At 65.8% G+C, this 19,393-nt stretch carries 16 protein-coding genes; 5 read left to right on the top strand and 11 right to left on the bottom strand.

Going from position 1 to position 19,393, the window contains the following annotated elements; translation table 11 throughout:
- Positions 1–41: 41 nt before the first annotated feature.
- The gene (galE, locus tag FHS82_RS09370; protein WP_166951349.1) at positions 42–1,094 is read right to left on the bottom strand and encodes a UDP-glucose 4-epimerase GalE; all 1,053 of its coding nucleotides are present in this window, start codon (positions 1,092–1,094) and stop codon (positions 42–44) included.
- A 284-nt stretch (positions 1,095–1,378) separates the two neighbouring features.
- Positions 1,379–1,900 (bottom strand): LuxR C-terminal-related transcriptional regulator, encoded by a 522-nt coding sequence (locus FHS82_RS21430; protein WP_166951347.1) that lies wholly within the window; start codon positions 1,898–1,900, stop codon positions 1,379–1,381.
- Between the two features lie 823 nt (positions 1,901–2,723).
- On the opposite strand from FHS82_RS21430, the gene FHS82_RS09360 reads away from it, so the two are divergent.
- From FHS82_RS09360 to FHS82_RS09340, 5 genes are all read left to right on the top strand, one after another.
- A complete protein-coding gene (locus FHS82_RS09360; protein WP_166951344.1) occupies positions 2,724–3,419 on the top strand; it encodes a sugar transferase in 696 nt (231 codons plus the stop codon).
- The gene (locus tag FHS82_RS09355; protein ID WP_246225213.1) at positions 3,419–4,285 is read left to right on the top strand and encodes a glycosyltransferase; all 867 of its coding nucleotides are present in this window, start codon (positions 3,419–3,421) and stop codon (positions 4,283–4,285) included. Before FHS82_RS09360 ends, FHS82_RS09355 begins: the two co-directional genes overlap by 1 nt.
- A 53-nt stretch (positions 4,286–4,338) precedes the next feature.
- Positions 4,339–5,616 carry a polysaccharide biosynthesis/export family protein gene (locus tag FHS82_RS09350; RefSeq protein WP_166951341.1) on the top strand — a complete coding sequence of 426 codons (1,278 nt, stop codon included), beginning with the start codon at positions 4,339–4,341 and terminating at the stop codon, positions 5,614–5,616.
- Positions 5,617–5,641: 25 nt separating this feature from the next.
- The gene (locus FHS82_RS09345; RefSeq protein WP_166951339.1) at positions 5,642–6,739 is read left to right on the top strand and encodes a polysaccharide deacetylase family protein; all 1,098 of its coding nucleotides are present in this window, start codon (positions 5,642–5,644) and stop codon (positions 6,737–6,739) included.
- A gap of 139 nt (positions 6,740–6,878) precedes the next feature.
- A complete protein-coding gene (locus tag FHS82_RS09340; protein WP_166951336.1) occupies positions 6,879–7,106 on the top strand; it encodes a hypothetical protein in 228 nt (75 codons plus the stop codon).
- A gap of 9 nt (positions 7,107–7,115) precedes the next feature.
- Here FHS82_RS09340 and FHS82_RS09335 read toward each other — a convergent pair whose 3' ends face one another.
- The 9 genes from FHS82_RS09335 to asnB all read right to left on the bottom strand — a co-directional run bounded on the left by FHS82_RS09335 (position 7,116) and on the right by asnB (position 19,228).
- Entirely contained in the window at positions 7,116–9,362 is a 2,247-nt protein-coding gene (locus FHS82_RS09335) for a family 16 glycosylhydrolase (RefSeq protein WP_166951333.1), read from the bottom strand.
- Positions 9,359–10,486, bottom strand: a complete 1,128-nt coding sequence (locus FHS82_RS09330) for a glycosyltransferase family 2 protein (protein WP_166951330.1) — start codon at positions 10,484–10,486, stop codon at positions 9,359–9,361. The genes FHS82_RS09335 and FHS82_RS09330 overlap by 4 nt, the downstream gene beginning before the upstream one ends.
- On the bottom strand, positions 10,483–11,946 hold the full coding sequence (locus FHS82_RS09325; RefSeq protein ID WP_166951327.1) for an O-antigen ligase family protein: 1,464 nt from the start codon (positions 11,944–11,946) through the stop codon (positions 10,483–10,485). Before FHS82_RS09325 ends, FHS82_RS09330 begins: the two co-directional genes overlap by 4 nt.
- On the bottom strand, positions 11,943–13,331 hold the full coding sequence (locus FHS82_RS09320) for a GumC family protein (RefSeq protein WP_166951324.1): 1,389 nt from the start codon (positions 13,329–13,331) through the stop codon (positions 11,943–11,945). The genes FHS82_RS09325 and FHS82_RS09320 overlap by 4 nt, the downstream gene beginning before the upstream one ends.
- 20 nt (positions 13,332–13,351) lie before the next feature.
- Positions 13,352–14,365, bottom strand: a complete 1,014-nt coding sequence (locus FHS82_RS09315) for a thioesterase domain-containing protein (RefSeq protein ID WP_208394158.1) — start codon at positions 14,363–14,365, stop codon at positions 13,352–13,354.
- Positions 14,366–14,428: 63 nt separating this feature from the next.
- Positions 14,429–15,421 (bottom strand): NAD(+) synthase, encoded by a 993-nt coding sequence (gene nadE, locus FHS82_RS09310; RefSeq protein ID WP_166951318.1) that lies wholly within the window; start codon positions 15,419–15,421, stop codon positions 14,429–14,431.
- Positions 15,418–16,989, bottom strand: a complete 1,572-nt coding sequence (locus tag FHS82_RS09305) for a class I adenylate-forming enzyme family protein (RefSeq protein WP_166951315.1) — start codon at positions 16,987–16,989, stop codon at positions 15,418–15,420. The genes nadE and FHS82_RS09305 overlap by 4 nt, the downstream gene beginning before the upstream one ends.
- Before the next feature lie 12 nt (positions 16,990–17,001).
- Positions 17,002–17,283, bottom strand: coding sequence for an acyl carrier protein (locus tag FHS82_RS09300; RefSeq protein WP_166951312.1), 282 nt, complete (start codon positions 17,281–17,283; stop codon positions 17,002–17,004).
- Positions 17,213–19,228: an asparagine synthase (glutamine-hydrolyzing) gene (gene asnB / locus FHS82_RS09295; protein ID WP_166951309.1), complete on the bottom strand. Its 2,016-nt coding sequence runs from the start codon at positions 19,226–19,228 to the stop codon at positions 17,213–17,215. The genes FHS82_RS09300 and asnB overlap by 71 nt, the downstream gene beginning before the upstream one ends.
- Between the last annotated feature and the right edge of the window lie 165 nt (positions 19,229–19,393).

Here is a 19,393-nt window from a genome sequence, read left to right as displayed (position 1 = left end):
CTGATCGTTCATCTGGCTGAGCTCCAAAATGTAGCCTTGAATCACGATCTCCCGAAGTTGGGAATCCCCTTTGTTAATTCCTCACTACGACCTAGAGGGTTGAGGCTCTGCCAGCGCCATGCATCCGCGCACATCCTGTCGATGTCGCGCTCGGCCTTCCAGCCCAGCAGGCGGTTGGCGAAAGCGGGATCGGCGTAGCATTCAGCGACGTCCCCTTGCCGCCGCGCCACGAAGCGAAGCGGAATGTGCCTGTTGCTCGCGCGCTCGAAAGCATGCACGACTTCCAGCACGCTGAGGCCATACCCCGTGCCCAGATTCGCGGCGATGAAACGGCCCGTCGTCGCGAGATGCTCCAGCGCGGCAACATGCCCTTCTGCCAGATCCATGACGTGGATATAGTCGCGCACGCCGGTGCCGTCCCGGGTCGGATAGTCGGTTCCGAATACGTTCAGCTCATTCCGGTTTCCAACGGCCACCTGCGCGATGTAGGGGAGCAGATTGCCGGGCACACCACGAGGGTCCTCGCCGATCAGGCCGCTTTCGTGGGCGCCTATCGGGTTGAAGTACCGTAGCAGGGCGATCCGCCAGCCCGGTTCGGCATGCGCGAGATCGGTGAGAATGTCCTCCGCGGCGACCTTCGTTCGCCCATAGGGGTTCGCGGGCCTGCGCGGAAAGTCTTCGCGTATCGGCACGGTCGCGGCTTCGCCGTAAACCGTCGCGGAGGATGAAAACACCAGCGTGCGCACGTTGGCGCGGCGCATCGCGGCGAGCAGGGCGAGGGTGCCGGCCACGTTCACGTCATAATACTGCAGGGGCTGCGCTACGGAGTCGCCCACGGCCTTCAAGGCGGCAAGGTGGATGACCGCGGCGAACGTGGTGTGTGCAAAGGCCGTGTCGAGCTGCCTCGCATCGCGGATGTCGGCATGGATGAACAGGGGCCGCAGACCGGCGAGCCGTTCCAGCCGCTCGATCACGGCGCTGCTGGAATTGGTCAGGTTGTCGTAGATGACGGGCCTCAACCCCGCCCGCACCAGTGCTTCGCAGATGTGAGCGCCGATGAAGCCGGCACCGCCTGTCACAAGAATGTTCGACATCGTTGACATGCCATATTTCTCCATAAGCACTCCGGAGAACGGGCCGAACAGAGGGAGGGGGGCTCGCGGACGCCCGGGAGCCCCGCAATACGGAATGGCCTGCCGGATAGCCGGCAGTTCCGCCGTCGCCAGGCTTCCGGTGCATCAGGCTGTATTTATGGTGCAATGATGGTTATATCGAAATATTGAATACACAGAAATAAGCGCGACTTTTATTAATGAAATACAACTTTAACGAGAATATCGGATTTGAAATACATGCTTCGCAGCAACGATGCGTCTTTTCAGATCAGCAGCTGCCCTCTGGCCCGCAAAACCCACATTGCAGCTTCAAAACGGTTGCGGACGTTTAGTTTTCGCAAGATAGACTTGACGTGGCATTTGACAGTCGGTTCTGCTATATCGAGTTCTCTTGCGATATACTTGTTTGACTGTCCTTCGGACAAAAGTTCCAGAACGGCAATCTCGCGTGGAGAAAGCAGGGACCGCGTATCGACATTTTCGTGCGAAATGCCGCTTTCCCTGAGGATTTTTTGCAGCTCCGCGTCGCTATGGGCGTCGTGGCTTGTGTCTCCTGCCGGCGCATGCGCGGAAATATGCTGTATCAATAGTTTGTCGTTCAAAGTATTGATAGTCGAATATTCCTCTTCGTTTCTTGCCTGTGTTGCTTCTTTTGTATCGGAGGCTGCCTCCGAAGACATTGCGATGACAACCAGCCCGGAGTTTTCTTCCTCCTTCGGCGAATGGAAGCCCATCTGCAACAGCCCCGCATTCTCCGGAACTGAAGTTGCACCTGAGAGTTTCATTTATGCACCTCACACGTATTTTCACACGCGATGGGTCTTATTGTCAGACGGAGTTGTGCTCGACACGTCTGAAGCGATCAGCTATCCCCCTCAGATCACGTCATTTGCGGCTACTAGGAGGATGACACTGCATCCTATTTACAGAACAGGATGCATGTCAAACATTTTCATGCAAATAATGATCAATCGCTTTACCAAGTTTTATTATATGTAAATTTGTTGACATAAAAAGAAAAAAATTGAGCATGAACGATATATCGAAAAATAAATAAATATATATTTGTAAATTTTAAATTTATAATTGAATATTTATGTAATTTTTAATTAATTTAATATTTTTATACTTATTTACATAATAAATTTTATAAATATAATTTATTATTTATAATGTTATATTATAATTTCTTAGTGAGTTTTTGATGAAATTCATCAATTAAACACGAAACGAAATATGGCTGTTTGCGGTTTCCAGAAGGTGTCAGTCTCTGGCAACGCCGCGCTTACTTTGAATCATGTTCGCAGTTCCGGTCTTTGGACGTTGTCGAATAAAGTTCTCTTGAAACCTGCCCGGTCAGGCTCAGACGGGGCGTCAGAAATGCCATAGAACTTATCGGTTGGTGAAGCAAGACGTTCATCTATACCTCTTCAGGGTTAACCCTCCATGATAGTTGAACCACAACCGGCTATTTCAGTATCAATGCGTGAGAGGCATTCTTTGCCGCGCCCACGGCGTGAGCAAAAGAATGACAGAGCTGTCAATCGGATAGCGGATCCCGCTTTGCCGAGCATGCTGGGCACGTTTGTGTGGCGTGAGGAGATGGCCATGGCTCATCGCATCAACAAGATTCCCGGGAACGCGGATTATTCCATCTCGGTTGGCGACAAGCATCGAACGCGGGCGCTGGGCAACTTTCGGGACGCGATAAAACGCGCCTTCGATCTTATCGGAAGTATCACGCTGATTTTTCTGGCATTTCCATTGCTTTTCGTTGTCGGCCTGCTTGTGGCGACAGACGGAGGGCCGGTATTCTATCGTCACTCCCGCGTGGGGCGCGGCGGCCAAATGTTCGGTTGTTGGAAGTTTCGTACCATGATCCTCGACGCGGAGGCCTGCCTGGGCGAATACTTGTCTTATCATCCGGAAGCTGCCCGGGAGTGGGAGCGCGAACAGAAACTGGCCTTCGATCCACGGATCACATCTGTCGGCCGGTTTCTGCGTCAGTCGAGCCTCGATGAACTGCCGCAATTGTTCAATGTACTGTCCGGAGACATGAGCCTTGTCGGACCACGACCTGTCACGCAAGCTGAAATGAAGCATTACGGCCCGGTAGCGCCGCTTTACATGAGCGTACGCCCGGGTATAACCGGGTTGTGGCAGGTGAGCGGGCGCAACGACGTCGGCTATAACGAGCGGGTGGCGCTCGATAAGCACTATATCCTGAACCACCATGTATTGCTCGATCTGTTCATCCTGTATCGCACCATCGGGGTCGTCGTATCGCGCCGGGGGGCCAGATAATGGCTGCGGGCGGCAACAGTGGCGACCATACGGCCCGGCCGGTGGCTTCCGTCAGCATCCTGATGTCGACCTACGCGCGCGAGTCCGCCGCCAATCTGGAGGCGAGCCTCTCCAGCCTGCGGGCCCAGACGTTGCCGCCGCATCAGATCGTCTTCGTCGTGGATGGCCCGATCGATCGGGCGCAGGAGGCGGTGATCGCGCGGTTTCGCGCCTTCTTCGAGAATGGCCCGACCGTGTTCACGCCGGTGCGCCTGCCGCACAACGAAGGGCTTGCGGCGGCGATGAACGCGGGCCTTGCGCATTGCGGTGGCGATTACACCATGCGCATGGACAGCGACGACCTCTGCATGCACGACAGGGTGGCGGTGCAGATGGCCTATTTGCATGCGCATGCCGACACCGATTGCGTCTCCGCATGGGCGGAGGAGTTCTTCGACGACGGCACGCCGTCATCGCTCAAGATTTCGCCTGTCAGCCACGACGCCGTCCTGCAGGCGCTGCGGTGGCGCAACGTGCTGGTGCATCCGACGATTTGCGTGCGCACCGAGCTGCTGCGCAAGCTTGGCGGCTATCGCACCCGCTTCGGGCTGTTGGAAGACTATGACCTGTTCGTGCGGCTTGCGCAGGCGGGGGCGCGGTTTCACGTCATTCCGAAGGTACTGCTGCGTTTCCGGGCCGGCATGGACCAGCGGCGTCGGCGCGGCGGGCTGCGCTATGCGCTGCATGAACTGGATTTTCGTCGGGAGTTGTATCGTTCCGGCTTTCTCAACATGCGTGAATTTGCACTGAGCGCGAGCCTTTATCTTGTCTTTCGGCTTGTTACGGGAGGCATGCGGGGGAGGCTCTATGCCTTCGCGCGCCATTAGAGGCTGTTAGTGACCGTGGATACGCGAGCGGCCGAATACCGGGAGGCGCCACCATGCGTTGCATGCTGATCATCAGGACGTGTGCCGTCAGAATAATCATCGGTGGTATCCTGCCGGTTTTGTACCGTGGCACTGTCGCGACCGTGCTGTTCATCTCGGTGCTGTCGCTGCCGCCCGCGCGGGCACGGGCCGAATATCTGCTGGACGCCGGAGACGTTGTCGAGATCGTCCTGTACGGCGTCGCCGATTTCAACCGCCGCGCGGCTGTGAACATCGATGGCAATGTCGCCGTTCCCTTTCTGGGCGAAGTGCGCGCCGCCGGTCTCAGCATCGCCGGGCTACGCGAGGAAATCGCACGCAGGCTGGAGGCGGAAGGATATTTTCGCGGGCCTCATGTGACGGTGGAACTGACCGAACTCCGGCCGTTCTACATCAGCGGCGACATCACGCGGCCGGGGGCTCATCCGTTTCGTCCGGGGCTGACGGTGCGCCATGCGATTGCGTTGGCGGGGGGGTATAATGTCTTGCGGTTTCAGGCGGAAAACCCTCTTCTCGCCACGCCGGAAATACAGGGGCGCTACGACTCGCTCTGGGTCGATCTCGTCACCCGGCAGGCGCGCGTGCTCGCTCTGCAGGCGGCCATGGAAGGCCGCACCGACATCGATTTTTCCGTACTCAACAGCGCGCCGCTGCCGAAGGCGACCATCGACAAGCTGACGCAGCTCGAACGCACCGGGACGAACCTGCGGCTCGAAACCCACCGCCGCCAGCTCGACTACCTCCGGCGCGTCGTGGCGCAGGCGGAGCAGGAGATCAAGCCGCTGGAGGAACTCGTCACGAGGCAGGACGAAAGCCTCGCCATGCAGATCGGTGCCACGGAACGCGCGGCCGCCAACAGCGCGCGGGGCGTGACGACGAATAACCGGCTCGACGAGGAGCGGCGTGCGCTCGCCTTCTTGCGCGGACAGCAGATCGACGCGCGCGCACGGCTTTCGGCGGCCCGCCGGCAGCTTGAGGAACAGCGTCTGGCGCTCGGCCGGATCGAGAGCGAGCGCCAGCAGGGGCTGGCGGGTGAGTTGATCGGCGCTCTGGCGGAACTGGAGCGCGCCAGGTCGCAGGTGCGGGCCACGGCGGAGCAACTTCTCTACGCGGGCGCCATGCGCAGCCAGATGTACGCGCGGGACGGCACGGGGCCAAACCTCACCATCGTCCGGCGCAACGGCAGCGCGGAGGAGCATCTGCAGGTGTCGGAGGATACGCCGATGCAGCCCGGAGACGTGCTGGAGGTGTCGGCGCGGCTCAATCGCGTCGTCGTCGCGCCGCAGGACTGATGCCTGACCAGTGGGAGATTTGCGGATGGGAGATTTGCGCCACGCCATTTTCGCCGGCGGCTTTTCGGCCATCGCCTCATCGCGCGCCGACCGCTGGCTGCGGCCGTTCGCGCAGGGGTGCGGCCTCATTCTCACCTTCCATCACGTTCGCCCGGATGCGCCCGGGGGCGGCGCCCATGCCGTGGCGCAAGGGCAATTCCGGCCCAACCGTTCCCTTGAGGTCACGCCCGCGTTTCTGGAGGCGACGCTTGAAGCGCTCGCACACGCCGGGTTCGAATGCGTTTCGATGGATGAGGTGCCGGAAAGACTGGATGCTTCGAGAAGGGGGCGGCCCTTTGCCGTCATCACCTTCGATGACGGATATCGCGACAACGTCGAGCACGCATGGCCAATCCTCAGACGCCGCAACGTGCCGTGGACCCTTTACGTGGTGCCCCGGTTCGCCGACGGGCGCGGCGTGCTCTGGTGGATCGATCTGGAGCGCGCCATCGCCGGGGCCGACAGTGTTGTTTTCCGGGTGGGCGAGGATGTCCTGTCGCTGCAGACGGCAACGCCCGCGCAGAAGGCGGCGGCGTTCGCCGGCGTTGCCCGGCGTCTCAGGGCCGCCGGCGGGAAAGAGCTGCGCGGCTTCGTCATGTCGCTCGCGGAGCGCGAGGGCAGGGATCCCGCCGCGACATCCCGGGAGTTGTGCGCGGACTGGGAGGATATCGCGGCGCTGGCCCGCGATCCGCTGGTCACCATCGGCGCCCATTCCATGAGCCATCCGGTTCTGTCGCGGGAAACGGCGGAGACCGTGCTGGAAGAACTGGGAGAGAGCCGGCGCGTCATTGCCGGTCGTCTGCGGCGGCCCGTCAGGCATCTGGCCTATCCCCATGGCGACAGGGAGGCCGTGGGCGTGCGGGAGCATGTCCTCGCCCGCGCGGCGGGCTTCACGACGGCTGTCACGACGCGGCCGGGGCATCTGTGGCCCGCGCACCGCGCGCATTGCCACGCCCTGCCGCGCCTGTCGATGAACGGTCGTCACCAGACGGACGCGGCGTTGCGTGCGCTGCTGTCCGGGGTGCCGTTCCTTGCCGGCGATCTGGCGCAGCGGCTTCACGCAGCGACCGTCGCCGGCGGATAACGCCCGACAGACCCGGCTTTCACGCCCGCCTTCCCCGTTTTCATTGCCGGTACATCAATTTTTGCCGTATTTGACGGCTATTGCCTCAACCGGGAGATGGTATCAATCTTGTGGTTGACGCAGTAGCGTGGAGACGGGCATGCCTGCAATACTTGCTGCACTCCTGATCGGCGGAACGGCCGCCCCGGTCCTGCTCTGGGAGAAGGGCTTCTGGGTCGCGCTTGCCAGCGCCCCGCTGGGCGGCAGCGCGCTTGCCGGTGCGGTGGCGGTTGTCCGGGCGGCCGCCCGCTCCCGGCGCGTGCGCACCTCCCCGTCCGCCGTTCCATCCCCGCGCCTGCGGAACGACCCTGGAACCGGCATCTCTTGACGGCAGAGTTCATTTCAGCCGCGCTCCCGCCTGGTCGCTGACGGTTGGCGCGCTGTCCTCCGGCATGGCGCGCACGCGGATCCAGTCCACCAGCAGCGAAGCCGGAAATGCCGTCGTCCCGTCGGGCGCGCCGGGCCAGCGCCCGCCAACGGCAAGGTTCAACACGAGAAACATCGGCTTGTGAAGGTCGCGCGGCGTGCGCGTCTCGAACACGCTTGCGCCGTCGAGCGTCCAGACGATCCGCTCCGGCGTCCAGATCACGCCGTAGACGTGGAAATCCTGCGACAGATCCGGGACGGCGATGGCCGCTCCCGACTGGCGCGAGCGGCCGGGCGCCGGCGGGGAAATGCCGCTGTGGGCCGTCACGTGCAAGGTTGCCGTGTCGTGGCCGATCACCTCGAACACATCGATTTCCGGCGGCCACGTCCGGTCGGCGGGCAGCAGCCAGAACGCCGGCCACAACCCGCGCCCCTTCGGCACCCGTGCGCGGATTTCGACCTTGCCGTATCTGAACGCGAAGCTGCGCACCGTGGTCAGCAGCCCGGCCGCATAGGCGTAACCGCGCGTTTGCGCCCGCAGGGCCTCGGGAACCTGGATCGCGCGGATGGCGAGAATGCCGCCGGAGACCGTGTAGGGCGCGAGCGCCTGTACGGCCGGAGCGTCCCCGCCGGGCCGGGGGTCGATGTAGTATTGCATCTCCCTGTTGCCCTCGTTGGAACGTCCGCCCCAGGGATAGTGGGGCTCCCAGATGCCGGAATCGTCCTGGCGCAGGCTGAGCGTATCGAACGTCTCCTCGAAGACCACCGGCCAGTGTTCCGTGGCGATGGGGCGGGCAGGCCCTGCCGCAGCCGGCGCCAGGATGGCGAGGGCGGCGAGGGTGAGGATCGCCGTCGCCTGAAGGGCGGCGACGCGGAAAACCGCAGCCCGGGTCAGCATGCGCAGACGGCGCATCAACACCAGCACGGCCAGGAGCAGGAAAAGGGCCGCGAGCGCATATCCCCATGCCTGCCCGTCTATGCCGCCTGCCCTGTGCCCCGCCAGCATCGCCAGCCCCATGACGGAGAAGGCGGGCAGGAAGACCGCCGCTGCCTCCCGCACCGGCGTGCGCGCTTCCATGATGACCATGGGCATGGTCCATGCCAACACGCCGAGGGGCACGCAGGAAACCGCGAGCGTGACCGTGGCCGGAGCCGCCCCGCCGTAGCCGGGAAAAGCCAGTGGCACCAGCGGCGGCGCCAGCAGGCGGGCCAGAACGGCGAGCGCGATCATGGCAAGGGCGACGAACATCATCTCCCGCTCCAGCAGTGCGGAAGCCTGGTCGGGCGCGGATGCGCGCATGCGTGTCATCAACGCGGGATAGCGGACCTGCGAGAAGGTGCCGAGCAGGGACATGCCCACCGTGGCGAGCGACGCGCCGAAAGAGAAAAGGCCGAGTTCGTACGGCGTCGAGACGAGCGACGAAATCCACCTGTTCGCCGTGAGATAGACGAGCCATGCCGCCTGAAAGGCGAACAGCGGCAGCGCCGCGCGCACGATCGGCAGCGTCCGCTCCGGGGCTTCCGCCGGCCGTGCGGCCGGGCGGGCGAGCAACAGCATGCACGCGCCGTACCACACGGCAAGAGCGGCGAAACAGCCGGTGACCCCGCCCAGCAGAATGCCCATGAGGCGGGGAAAGGTCATGCCCGCGTGCAGCAGCAGGGCGGTGAAGGTGAAGTCCCAGATGCGCGTGGCCGCCCGGAAAAGCGTCACGGGTCCGTTGGCGATCATGCCGGCCACGCCGCCGGTGGCAGCGAGCAGGCTGTCGAACGGCGAAAGTGCGCCGCTGGACGCCGATATCAGCATCGTCAGCGGTAGCAGTAGCGCCAGCACGAGCCCACCCACCACCCAGCGCGCCCGCATGATGGCAGCGGCATGCGCCGCGCCGTCGGCCCGCCCCGCGATCCGCCGGTCGGCCAGCTGCGACAGGCCGAGGTCGGCGCCGCCGGCGTAGCCGAACAGGCTCGTGAGCAGCGTGAAAGCGCCGAAAGAGGCGGGGTCGAGCAGGCGCGGCGCGATGATGGTGGTGCCCGCGCCGAGGCCGGTCAGCACGATGGCGCCCATCGCGTAGACGGCCGGCCGGCCGAGCCAGGCAAACGCCGGATGCCGGCGCAGGAAGCGGTAGGCACGTGGCGTGCGCACCACCTCCGCGGCGGCCGGGGAGGCGGAGGGCGGCGCGGCATCGGGCAGGGGCGCGGTGGACAGGGCGGCTTTCATCATGCCGGGACTCCTCCCGCAGGCGGCGATGGTCCCATCGCCGCCTGCGGGAGGCCGCTTTCTTCCTCCCGCCACGTCGACGCATAGTCGTCGAACGCCCGCGAGGACCTGATGATTCCGTCGCGCAGCAGGTCGTCCGGCGCGTGATAGCGACGGCTGCCTTCGTAGACGAAGCGGATGTCCGCCTGCTGCTCCAGAAGCGCGGCGTAGCGAGCGTATTCGGTGGCCCCGCCCCAGTGTTCCTTGCGCCTGATCTCCGTGTAGGCCCGCTCCGAGAAGCTCGACAGCAGCTTGAAATGCAGAAGGGCGCCGGTGACCGGCGCGATGGCGAGCGGCGTCGAGCGGTGGTTGGTGGCCCAATAACGGTCCGGCCCGGCGTGAATAAGCGGGATCTTGGTGATCTCGGGCGGATAGATGCCGAGGCTGGTGCGTTCGAGGCCGAGGGCGCCGCCGAGCCTGCTGTGACGCAGGACGCGCAACGCCCGTGCGAGCGTCGTGCCGAGCAGGCCCTTGTCGCTGAATTCCGGATAGAATACCCGGTGGCGCGGCCCGCCGTGCGCCTCGACATTCTGGAAAGACGGCGAGAACGGCGAGGTGAGCTTTCGCCGCAGCCGGTAGTCCGTGTCGTAGAGCGGGCAGGCTTCGACGAGGCGCGTGCCCGGGCGATAGCGCGCTTCCCCGATCGGGCCGGGCGAGTACATGTCCACCATGATCGCGAACACGCCCTGCGCGCCGGTGGCGGCGAGGAAGCGGCAGAAATCGGGCAGGCTGACGGTGTCGGCATGGGGATAGACGAACAACTCGTCGGCATCGATGAACAGGCACCAGCGGTCCTGCCCGTGACGGCGCACGAGTTCGTTGATCCAGTCCATGCCGCATCCCGCGTCGCGGAACGAATCCGTCGTGTAGTGGGTGCAGCAGTCCGGTTGCCGCAGCAGATAGGCGGCGGTGCCGTCTTCCGATGCATTGTCGGTGATAAAGAAGCGCTCCACCCCCAGCCTGCGGTGATGGTCCAGAATGTCCGGCAGCCGCTCCATCTCGTTGCGGACGACCATGAAGGCATCGACTCCGCCGGGAGAGCAGGCGGGAGTCGGCCGGGTGCCCAACTTTTCCGGTTGCGTGGTCATGGCATGGCGTCTCCTGTCCGGCGGAATGGCGAACGCATGGCGGGCGAGGGCGCATTGAGCGCCTCGAACGCCAGAAACATGAAGAAGACGAGCGTCAGAAGCGTCGGCGTCGCGAATATGCCGACCTCCGCAAGGCCGATGAAGAGCACCAGCAGCACGAACTGGTCGCGCGTCGGGTCCGGCACCCGGATCATCCGGCCGATCAGGATCGCGAGCACCGCGAAACCGGGCAGGGAGCCGACGAGGCCCAGCGACAGCGCGGACTGAAGATACATGTTGTGCGCGTTCACGGGGTCGCCGACGAAGCCGCGTCCGACGTTGGCGACGAACAGCGCCTCCGTGCCGTTGAAGCCCCAGCCGTGCAGCGGGCGCGCGCCGATCAGCTCCACGGCGACCTCCCAGAGGTCTGTGCGCCCGGTCAGCGTCGTCAGCTCGGAGAGGGAGCCGGAGCGGCTGACTGTCGCCAGCAGGTCCTTCGGGACGGGCTCGTAGCCAAGCGCGACGCTCAGTATCGCCATGGCGGCGAGCAGGCCCACGGCGCAGACGACGGGCAGCAGCAACTTCCGCTGGCGCGCCGCGACGATGCCCCACGAGACGATGACGGCGAACAGCGTCGTCCGGCTTTCCGTGCCGATCAGGATCGGAAAGCCCGACGCGATTCCGACGAGAAACGCCGGGCGTCCGATCACGCCCTCGCGCCGCGCGATGACCGACAGCGTCACCAGCACGGCCATCTGTTCACCCAACACGTTGGGATGGCCGGACAGCCCCTGCAGGCGCAGCGTCGTATCGCCGCCGCCCGCCGGCAGCATCCACGCCATCTGCGGAAGCAGGACGGCGGAAGCGAGCGTCAGCAGGGCGTAGGTGACCAGCGTGAAGATCAGCAGCCGCAGCAAGGCCGCCTCGCCCGACGTCGCGGCGGCAAGGCAGGCCAGCAGCAGATAGCTCGACAGGCCCAGCGCCGACGCCCCCGTATAGGCCGGGATCGGAGACCACGCGGTCGACGCCACTGCGATGGCCGCATAGAGCGCCATGGTCGCCACGAGCGGATCGCGCAGGCAGAACGCGATGCGCCGCGCGTTCAGAAGCGCGATGACCGGCAGCAGAAGCCACACCATGAGCTTGATGCCGTTTTGCAGATCGAGCCCCGTCTCTCCCTGCTCCCGTATCCGGAAGGAGATGCTCAACCCGAACGCCACGAGCACGACGAGGCCGGCGATGGCGCGCGGAAAGCACAGGGCGGCGGCGCCGAAGAGGGTGGCGCCGGCGGCCGCGGCCAGCAGCACGCCGGGGGCGAGAAGGACGGCCGGGACTGTGGGGCCGAAGGCCGCGACCGCCAGCAGCCAGACGCCGCTCGCCAGCGCGATGGCCACGACGGCGGCGAACGGCGGGAAACCGGCGCGGGCAACGTCGCCGCTGGCCGTGGGTTCCCGTTTCCGGAGGGGGCCGGACGTGCTCATCCCGTCACCAGCCGCTGCACACCGCGCAGAAGCGGTCTCGGGTTCAGGGCAGCCCCCGCCAGCACGCCCAGCACGAGGACGCCGGCGCCGAACGGGATGGGCGACGGGAAGGCGGGCCGGTCGGGAACCGTGGCCGGGGAAACGACCTCGACATCGGGCTGCAGCCCGTTCGGCGCCGCCATCGACCGCAGGCTCGTCAGCGCTTCGAGAAAGGCGGCGTCGGCATTGGCCGCTTCCTGCATCATCGCATCGAGGCGAAACTGGTTCTTGTTCAACTCCACGAGGCGCTCCCGTATGTCGCGCAGCTCGTCCTCTATCAGCGATCGCCGCTTGATCCAGTTGGCGGCCTCGGCCTGCGCGGCCACGAGGATGCGGTCGCGGCTGGCGGCGATTTGCTCCTTGATCGCGTTGACCTCCGCCGGGAAGATCGTCGGCCGCGCGAACGCCGCCGAGAGGGACTGGTTGAGCTGCTGGACGATGGGCGAGGACAGCACCTCCGGCGCGCCGTCCAGCGTTCCCTGTTCCTGCATGCTGGCGAGCATCTGCGCGCGCGTCGTCGCCTCGATGGCGCGCGCGTGGGTGGCCGCCGCTTCCGCGCTGAGGGCGGCGAGCTGCGCTTCCAGCGAGGCGCGCGCGCCCTGATCGATGAGGCCGGTCGCGATCCGGAACTCCAGGATCTCCCGCCGCGCTGCCCCGGCGCGGTCGCGCAGGGCGTGCTCACGCTCGGCCTGATGAGCAGTGACGTTCTCCAGGATGGCCCGCTTGCGCTCCACCTGCATGTCCACGAACTGTTGCACGATCGTCGCCGCCACGGCGGCCGCCTTGTGGGGATCGCTCGACCGGAAGCCCACGCGGAAGGTGTAGGAGCGCCGGTCGCGGTCGATCACGAAATGGTCGCGCACGTTGCGACGCAGCTCGGCGGTGTCGCGCTCCCGGTTCTCGGCGCGTTGCGGCCGCGGGAATATGCCGGGCCACCTGTCCGCCGCCCGGACCAGCAGTTCCGCCGGCCCCCGCGAGGGCGCGAACTCGGGGTCGGCATCGAGGCCGTGCCGGGCGATGACATGGTCGACGAGGCCGTCGAGCCTCAGCATGTCGAGTTCGGACAGCACCGCGCTCTCATCCAGCGGCTGGCGCATGGCGGCGGTGGGGTCCACTGGCCCGTTGAGGCCGGTGGGGCGGAGCACGAGGGTCTCCATCGCCACGTAGACCCGTGGCAGGTGCGGCCAGGCGCAGGCGGCCAGCACCAACACGATGCAGAAGCCCGCCAGGAAGCGCCACAGCGAAAAGCGCGCATCACGCCGCACGCGGCTTTCCGGAGGCTGCGGCAACGCCACCTTGTCGCGATATTCGTAGGCGACGAGCTGGTCCATGACACGTTGGTCCATGACACGTTCTCCGGCATTCATCAGTCGGATGCGGGCTGTGCCGTGCGCGGGACAGGCGCGGCGGCGGTTGCGTCTGGCGCGAGAATTGTCGAGAGGTGCCCGGCGAGGGTGTCGACGCCTTCGCTGAGGCAGGTCGAGTGATGCCCCGGCAGGCGCAGGTGGCTGAAGCGCCGGCAGACCGCCTGCCACGACACGGCGTCGTAGAGATCGCTCACGCGCCCGCCGCCGTCGCGGCCGGTCGACATGGCGACGACGGGAAAATCGACGGGCCCGGGCACGTGCGCCGCGCTGGCGCGATAGTGGGCGTTGGTCAGGCGGGCGGCCTTTTCCTGCAGGAGCCGTTCGCCGTCCGTCTCGTGCGACGTGTCCCGCAGCCGCTGACGCCGTTTCGCCCGGCGGTCGTGGATGTATCGCGCCAGCCCGGCGATTTCCGAGGGCGACATCTTCAGGATGCGTCCGAGCGACCACACCGCCCACATCGCCGAGCCGATCCGCCTGCGGGACGTCTCGGAGCCCGCGCCGGTGGGGTCGAGAAGGCGCGCGATCCATCTGTGCGCGGCGACGTAGGCGGGGCGCGTGTTGAGCGAGGAAGGCTCCAGCAGGATGAGGACTTCCACCGCCTCGCCGCGCGCTTCAAGGAGACGCGCCGTCTCGTATGCGACGAGCGCGCCGTTGCAGTAGCCTCCGAGCCGATATGGGCCGTGGGGGCGGACGCGCAGGATTTCCGGCAGCCGCGCGGCGGCCATGTCCTCGATGGACGGAGGCAGCGGATCGTCGTGCAGCCCCTGCGGCGCGACGGCGACGATCGGCTGGCCGGACAGGGCGGCGAGCCGGCGCACGTAGAGGCCGCCGGTGTCGAAGTCTCCGTGAAAGAAGAAGAGCGGATTGCCGTCGGCGGACAGGTTGTAAGGCGTCGTCAGCGTGCTGGAGTCGGCGCAGGCCCGCCGCCAGAAGCGCAGCTTTTCCAGCCGGCGGAGCCGGGCTTCGTCCGCGTTTCGCCGGGTTTCTTCCGTTTTTTCCCGGGTTTCTTCCATTTTTTCCAAAGCCCGCATGGTTTCATCCCTCCGAATGACGTCCCTCCGAGCCGCCTGTGAGCGCTATGGGTCGAGGACCGGCTCGACCAGCAGCGGCTCCCTGTGCAGGTTGCGGGTGGCCTTGCGTTTTGAAACGATGTCTTGCCAGACCAGGTCGACCTGCTCCTCCGTCAGGCCGGCCGCTTCGGCCACGGCGGTTCTCTGAACACCCTGATCGAGACCGTAGAGGCACAGATCCATGCGGTCGTAGGGCAGGGCGAAATAGAATTCGTCCTGCGACTGGGCCATCGGCCATGTGTCAGTCGTCGGCGGGCGGCGGCGGATTCTCTCCGGCACGCCGAGATGGGCGGCGAGGGCATAGACCTGTGTCTTGTAGAGATGCGCGATGGGCTTGACGTCGGCGGCGCCGTCTCCGTTGCGGACGAAAAAGCCCTGATCGTATTCCAGCCGGTTCGGCGTGCCCAGAACCGCGTGGCCGAGGCGGTCGGCGTGGTAGTACTCGATCTGCTTGCGCGTGCGCTGCTTCATGTTGGTGGCGGCGACGATGGCGAGATACACGGCCGGCGGCATGCGCAGCTTGCGGATGTGCCCCTCCGGGTCCTGAACCACCAGCCACGAGATCGCGTATCCGCCGGCCAGCGCGTCGGAGATGGCTATCTTGCATGACCAGCCGGGGCCGTACTCGGGAACGACCTGCCGGATGGCTGCGTCGCGCCGCGCGTAGCATCCCATGGCGTCGAGCATGGGGCCGATGTCCTCGACAGCGCTGGCGAGGCCGTAGGTGTCGGCGACGAGTTGCCCGAGTTCGAGGCTCTCGGGATCGGAATCCCTTTCCGGCATCAGCACGCAGAACACGTTTGCGGCACCGACCGCGCGCGTGGCCAAGGCGGCGCAGACGCTGGAATCGATGCCACCCGACAGGCCGAGCACGATGCCGCGCTTGCGCAGGTCCTGCCGCACCTGCCGCCGCAGCGTGTCGGCGATCCGCGCCGTCTCCATCGCGGGGTCGATCGCCAGCGAGAGGCCGCGGGCGCCGTGGGGGGCGGTCATGCTCATGATGCGATCTCCAGTGTTTCCGCGGCGAGCCGCCGGCTGGTCTTGCCGGTGTCGGTCGTGGGCAGGGCGTCGCGAAAGGCGACGGTGCGCGGCACCATGAAGTCCTCCAGATGGGCCGCGCAGTGCCGGATGACGTCGCGGGCGGTCAGCGACGGATCGCTGGCGACGACGATGGCGCAGACCGCCTGTCCGAGCAGCGGATCGGGCATGCCGACGACCACCGCCTCCGCGATGCCGGGACAGGCGTGGAGCACGGTCTCCACCTCCCGGGGCGCGACCTTCTCGCCGCGCGTCTTGATGATGTCGTCCTTGCGGGCGACGAAATACAGGAAGCCCTGTGCGTCCGTCCTGAACAGGTCGCCGGTGTAGAGCACCTTCTCCCACGGATGGGGCCCTGGCCGCAGCGCCCGCCGGGTTGCCTCCTCGTCCTCCCAGTAGCCCTGCATCACGTGCGGGCCGCGGATGACAAGCTCGCCCTCGACGCCGGGAGGCACCTGCCTGCCCGCCTCATCCACCACGAAGGCTTCCGTGCCGGGTATGGCGATGCCCACCGAGCCAGGCCGCGCGTCCAGTTCCCCCGGGGGCAGATAGGTGCAGCGCTTGCATTCCGTGAGGCCGTACATCGAGTAGAGCCGCACGTGCGGGAACAGTTCCCGCAGCCGCGCGATGTGCGCCGGCGGCAGCGCGGCCGCCGTGTTGGTGATGTAGCGCAGGTCGGGAAACATGCCCGGCGCCAGCGCCGTCGACCGCACGATCATGGCTGCCATGGTGGGCACCAGCGGCAGTCCCGTCACCCGGTGGCGCTGCATCGCCCCGAAGATTTCCTGCGGGAAGGCGAAGGATTTTTCGAGGACGAGCGTCGCGCCGAGCTTGACCGCCATGATGAGCTGGTAAAGCCCGTAGTCGAAGGCTATGGGCAGCACGTTGAGGATGACGTCGTTGGGCGTGCCTTCGAGATAGGTTACGATCGATGTCGCCGCCGCCTCGACGTTCCTGTGGGTCATCATGACGCCCTTCGGGCGACCGGTGGAGCCGGACGTGTAAATCAGCATGGCGAGATCGCAGTCGATGCCGCGATGCGCCGGCGGACGGGCTTCCGCGGCCACGGCGTCCTCGAAGGCCAGCACGCCGGCGGCGCCCTCTGTAGCGGCGGCCGGCGGCTGGGCGCCGGCCGCCGCGTCGCCGGCGACGACGGTCAGGCATACGCTTCGACAATCCGATATTGCCTGGGCCGCCACCGGCATAAGCTTCGCCTGGGTGATCACGGCGCGCGCGCGGCAGTTGCGCAGCACGTAGGCGAGCTTGTCCGCCTTCGTGGAAGGATTGATCGGGCTGAATACGGCGCCCGCTTTCAGCACGGCGAAGATCGCCACCGCCGCCTGCCAGCAATTGTCCATAAAGATCGCGACGCGATCGTCCCGCTCAACGCCCCGTGCCGCCAGCGCGCCCGCCAGACGGTCCGACAGGTCGTCGAGCATGGGATAGGTCAGGCTGGTTTCGCGCGTGATCAGGGCGGTTTTGCCGCCGTCGGCGCGCGCGCTCGCCCGCAGGAAATCCTCGATGCGCATCGCCGTCTCCCTTCAGGCCGCGTCGGCATCGGCCGCGCTGCCGGCCATGCGGTTCTTGCGGAGCACGTAGTCGCGGACCTTGCCGATCGAGTCGAAATTGGCAGGCACGATCTCGGCATCGTCGACCGTGATCCCGAAGGTGTCTTCCACGAAGGCCACGAGTTCGAGAATGCCGGTGGAGTCGACAAGGTCGTTCTCGATGAACGAGTCGGCCGTGCCGATGTCACGCTGAGTGTCGCCAAAGAGGAAATTCTCGACGATGAACGCGCGGATCTGTTCGTCTGGTGTCTGCATGTCCGATACTCCCCGGTTTGGAGGTGGCGCCTGTGAAAATGGCGTGCCATAGCTGGGTGGAGAGAATGCCGACGAAGGCTGCGTTGTCCCGGAAGCCCTGCGTCTGCAGGTTTTGCGACTTCATGGCGAGCCGCTCGACGGACGCCGGGTTGAAAAGCCCGACCTCGCGCACGTAGCGCGGCGACAGCATCTCGGCCACGTAGTCCGGCGTCGACGGGCCGGCGAACGATCGGCTGTCCGGCGCCCGGTAGGGCTGCTTCGGCCGCGCCGCGATGGCCGGAGGCAGCAGGTCGGCAGCGGCGAGCCGCAGCAGATGCTTCTCCCGGAGGGTTCTGAGCTGCAGCCCGGGCGGCACGCGGGCGGCGAATTCCACGACGCGATGGTCGAGAAACGGAAAGCGGCCTTCCACGCCGTGCGCCATCGCCATCCTGTCGCCCTGACTGGACAGGATGTAGCCGGGCAGCAGCCACGTCGCTTCGATATATTGCGCCTGATGCAACGGGTGCCACCGTCGGAAGTCGCGGGGAAGCAGGCTCGCCATCTCCTCCGTCGCGTCGTAGCCGGCGAGCGCGTCGCGAAGGTCCGCCGAGAAGAACATCTTCGCGCCCGCCGTGCTGCGCAGCCGCAACCGGTGCGAGAACAGCGGGTCGTCAAGCGCGTCGCTGCCAATACCGAAGCAGGCGGCCCGCGTCTCGGCATTCAATTGCTGCAGGCCGTGAAGATAGGGATAGAGCCTGCCCAAAAGCTTCGTCCGCCGCGTGGAGGACGGCTGGCGGGCGCAGAAGCGCCGCACGGCGGCTTCCTTGAAGATGTCGTAGCCGGCGAACACCTCATCGGCGCCTTCTCCGGTCAGCACGACCTTGTAGCCTTCGTTGCGGACCAGCCGGGACAGCAGATACATGGGCGCCGGCGCGGTGCGGATGACGGGCCGCTCGGTGTGCCACACCACCTCCGGAAAGACGGCGGCGATGTCGGCCTCGTCGCAGGAAACGGCGGAATGGCGGCTGCCGAGCGCGCGGACCATCTCCGCCTGCTGCGCGCTCTCGTCATGCTCCGCGCTGGCGAAGGTGATGGAGAAGGTCCGCAGGCCGGCGGCGGCGTGGCGGGCCGCGAGCGCGCTGACGATGGCGGAATCGAGGCCGCCCGACAGATACGAGCCGACGGGCACATCCGCGCGCAGGCGGATGCGCGTCGCGTCGTCGAGCAGAGCGCGCGCCTCCCGCGCGAGGTCGGCTTCGGAGCGCGTGTCCGGCTGTTCGTCACGATCGGGGAACGCCAGCTGCCAGTAGCGCCGGATGCGCATGCCGTCGCCGTCTATCAGCATGACATGCGCGGGCGGCAGTTCGAGGATGTCCCGGAACGGTGTGCGGGGAGGGATCGGCGCCCAGAGGGTGAAGATCTGGTCGAGCGCAACCTGATCGATCCCGACGGATGTTCCTGGCACCTGCAGAAGCGCCTTGATCTCCGATGCGAAGAGCAGCGCGCCGTTGTGCCAGGTGTAGAACAGCGGGCGCACGCCCATCCGGTCCCGCGCGAGCATCATGCGCTGCCGCCGGGCATCCCACAGAGCAAAGGCGAAATCGCCGTTGAGGCGGTTGACGCAATCCGCGCCGGTTTCCGCGTAGAGATGCAGGATGACTTCTGTATCGGAGGCCGTGCGGAAGCGGTGACCGCGCGCCGTCAGTTCCTCGCGAAGCTCCACGTGGTTGAATATCTCGCCGTTGAAGCTGATCCAGAGCGGCGGCTCGTCGATCGCCATGGGCTGCGCGCCGTCCGCGAGGCCGATGATCGCCAGCCGGGCATGGCCGAGGGCGGCCCTTTCCCCGAGGCTGACGCCCGCGCTGTCGGGCCCGCGATGTCCGATTGCCTCGACCATGCGTGCCAGCACGTCCGAACCGTTCCGAAGGAATGCCCGGTCTGCGAAGCAACCGACGATTCCACACATGGCTGGCCTCCGGTCCCTGTGATGGCGTGGGCTCGTTCGGATGGCATCTCGGCGCGGCGCGAAAAACGCGGCGTCCCTGCCGAAAACCCGACATTTCCTGCGCCCTGTTTCGCCTGCATCGTGTGCGACTGCGGCGAAGGGTGCAATCATCACCTGGGACTAGCC

Source organism: Pseudochelatococcus lubricantis (assembly GCF_011762225.1).
Classification (GTDB): domain Bacteria; phylum Pseudomonadota; class Alphaproteobacteria; order Rhizobiales; family Beijerinckiaceae; genus Pseudochelatococcus; species Pseudochelatococcus lubricantis.
Note: the sequence above shows the minus strand (reverse complement) of the source record. Positions and strands in the feature narration are given on the sequence as shown.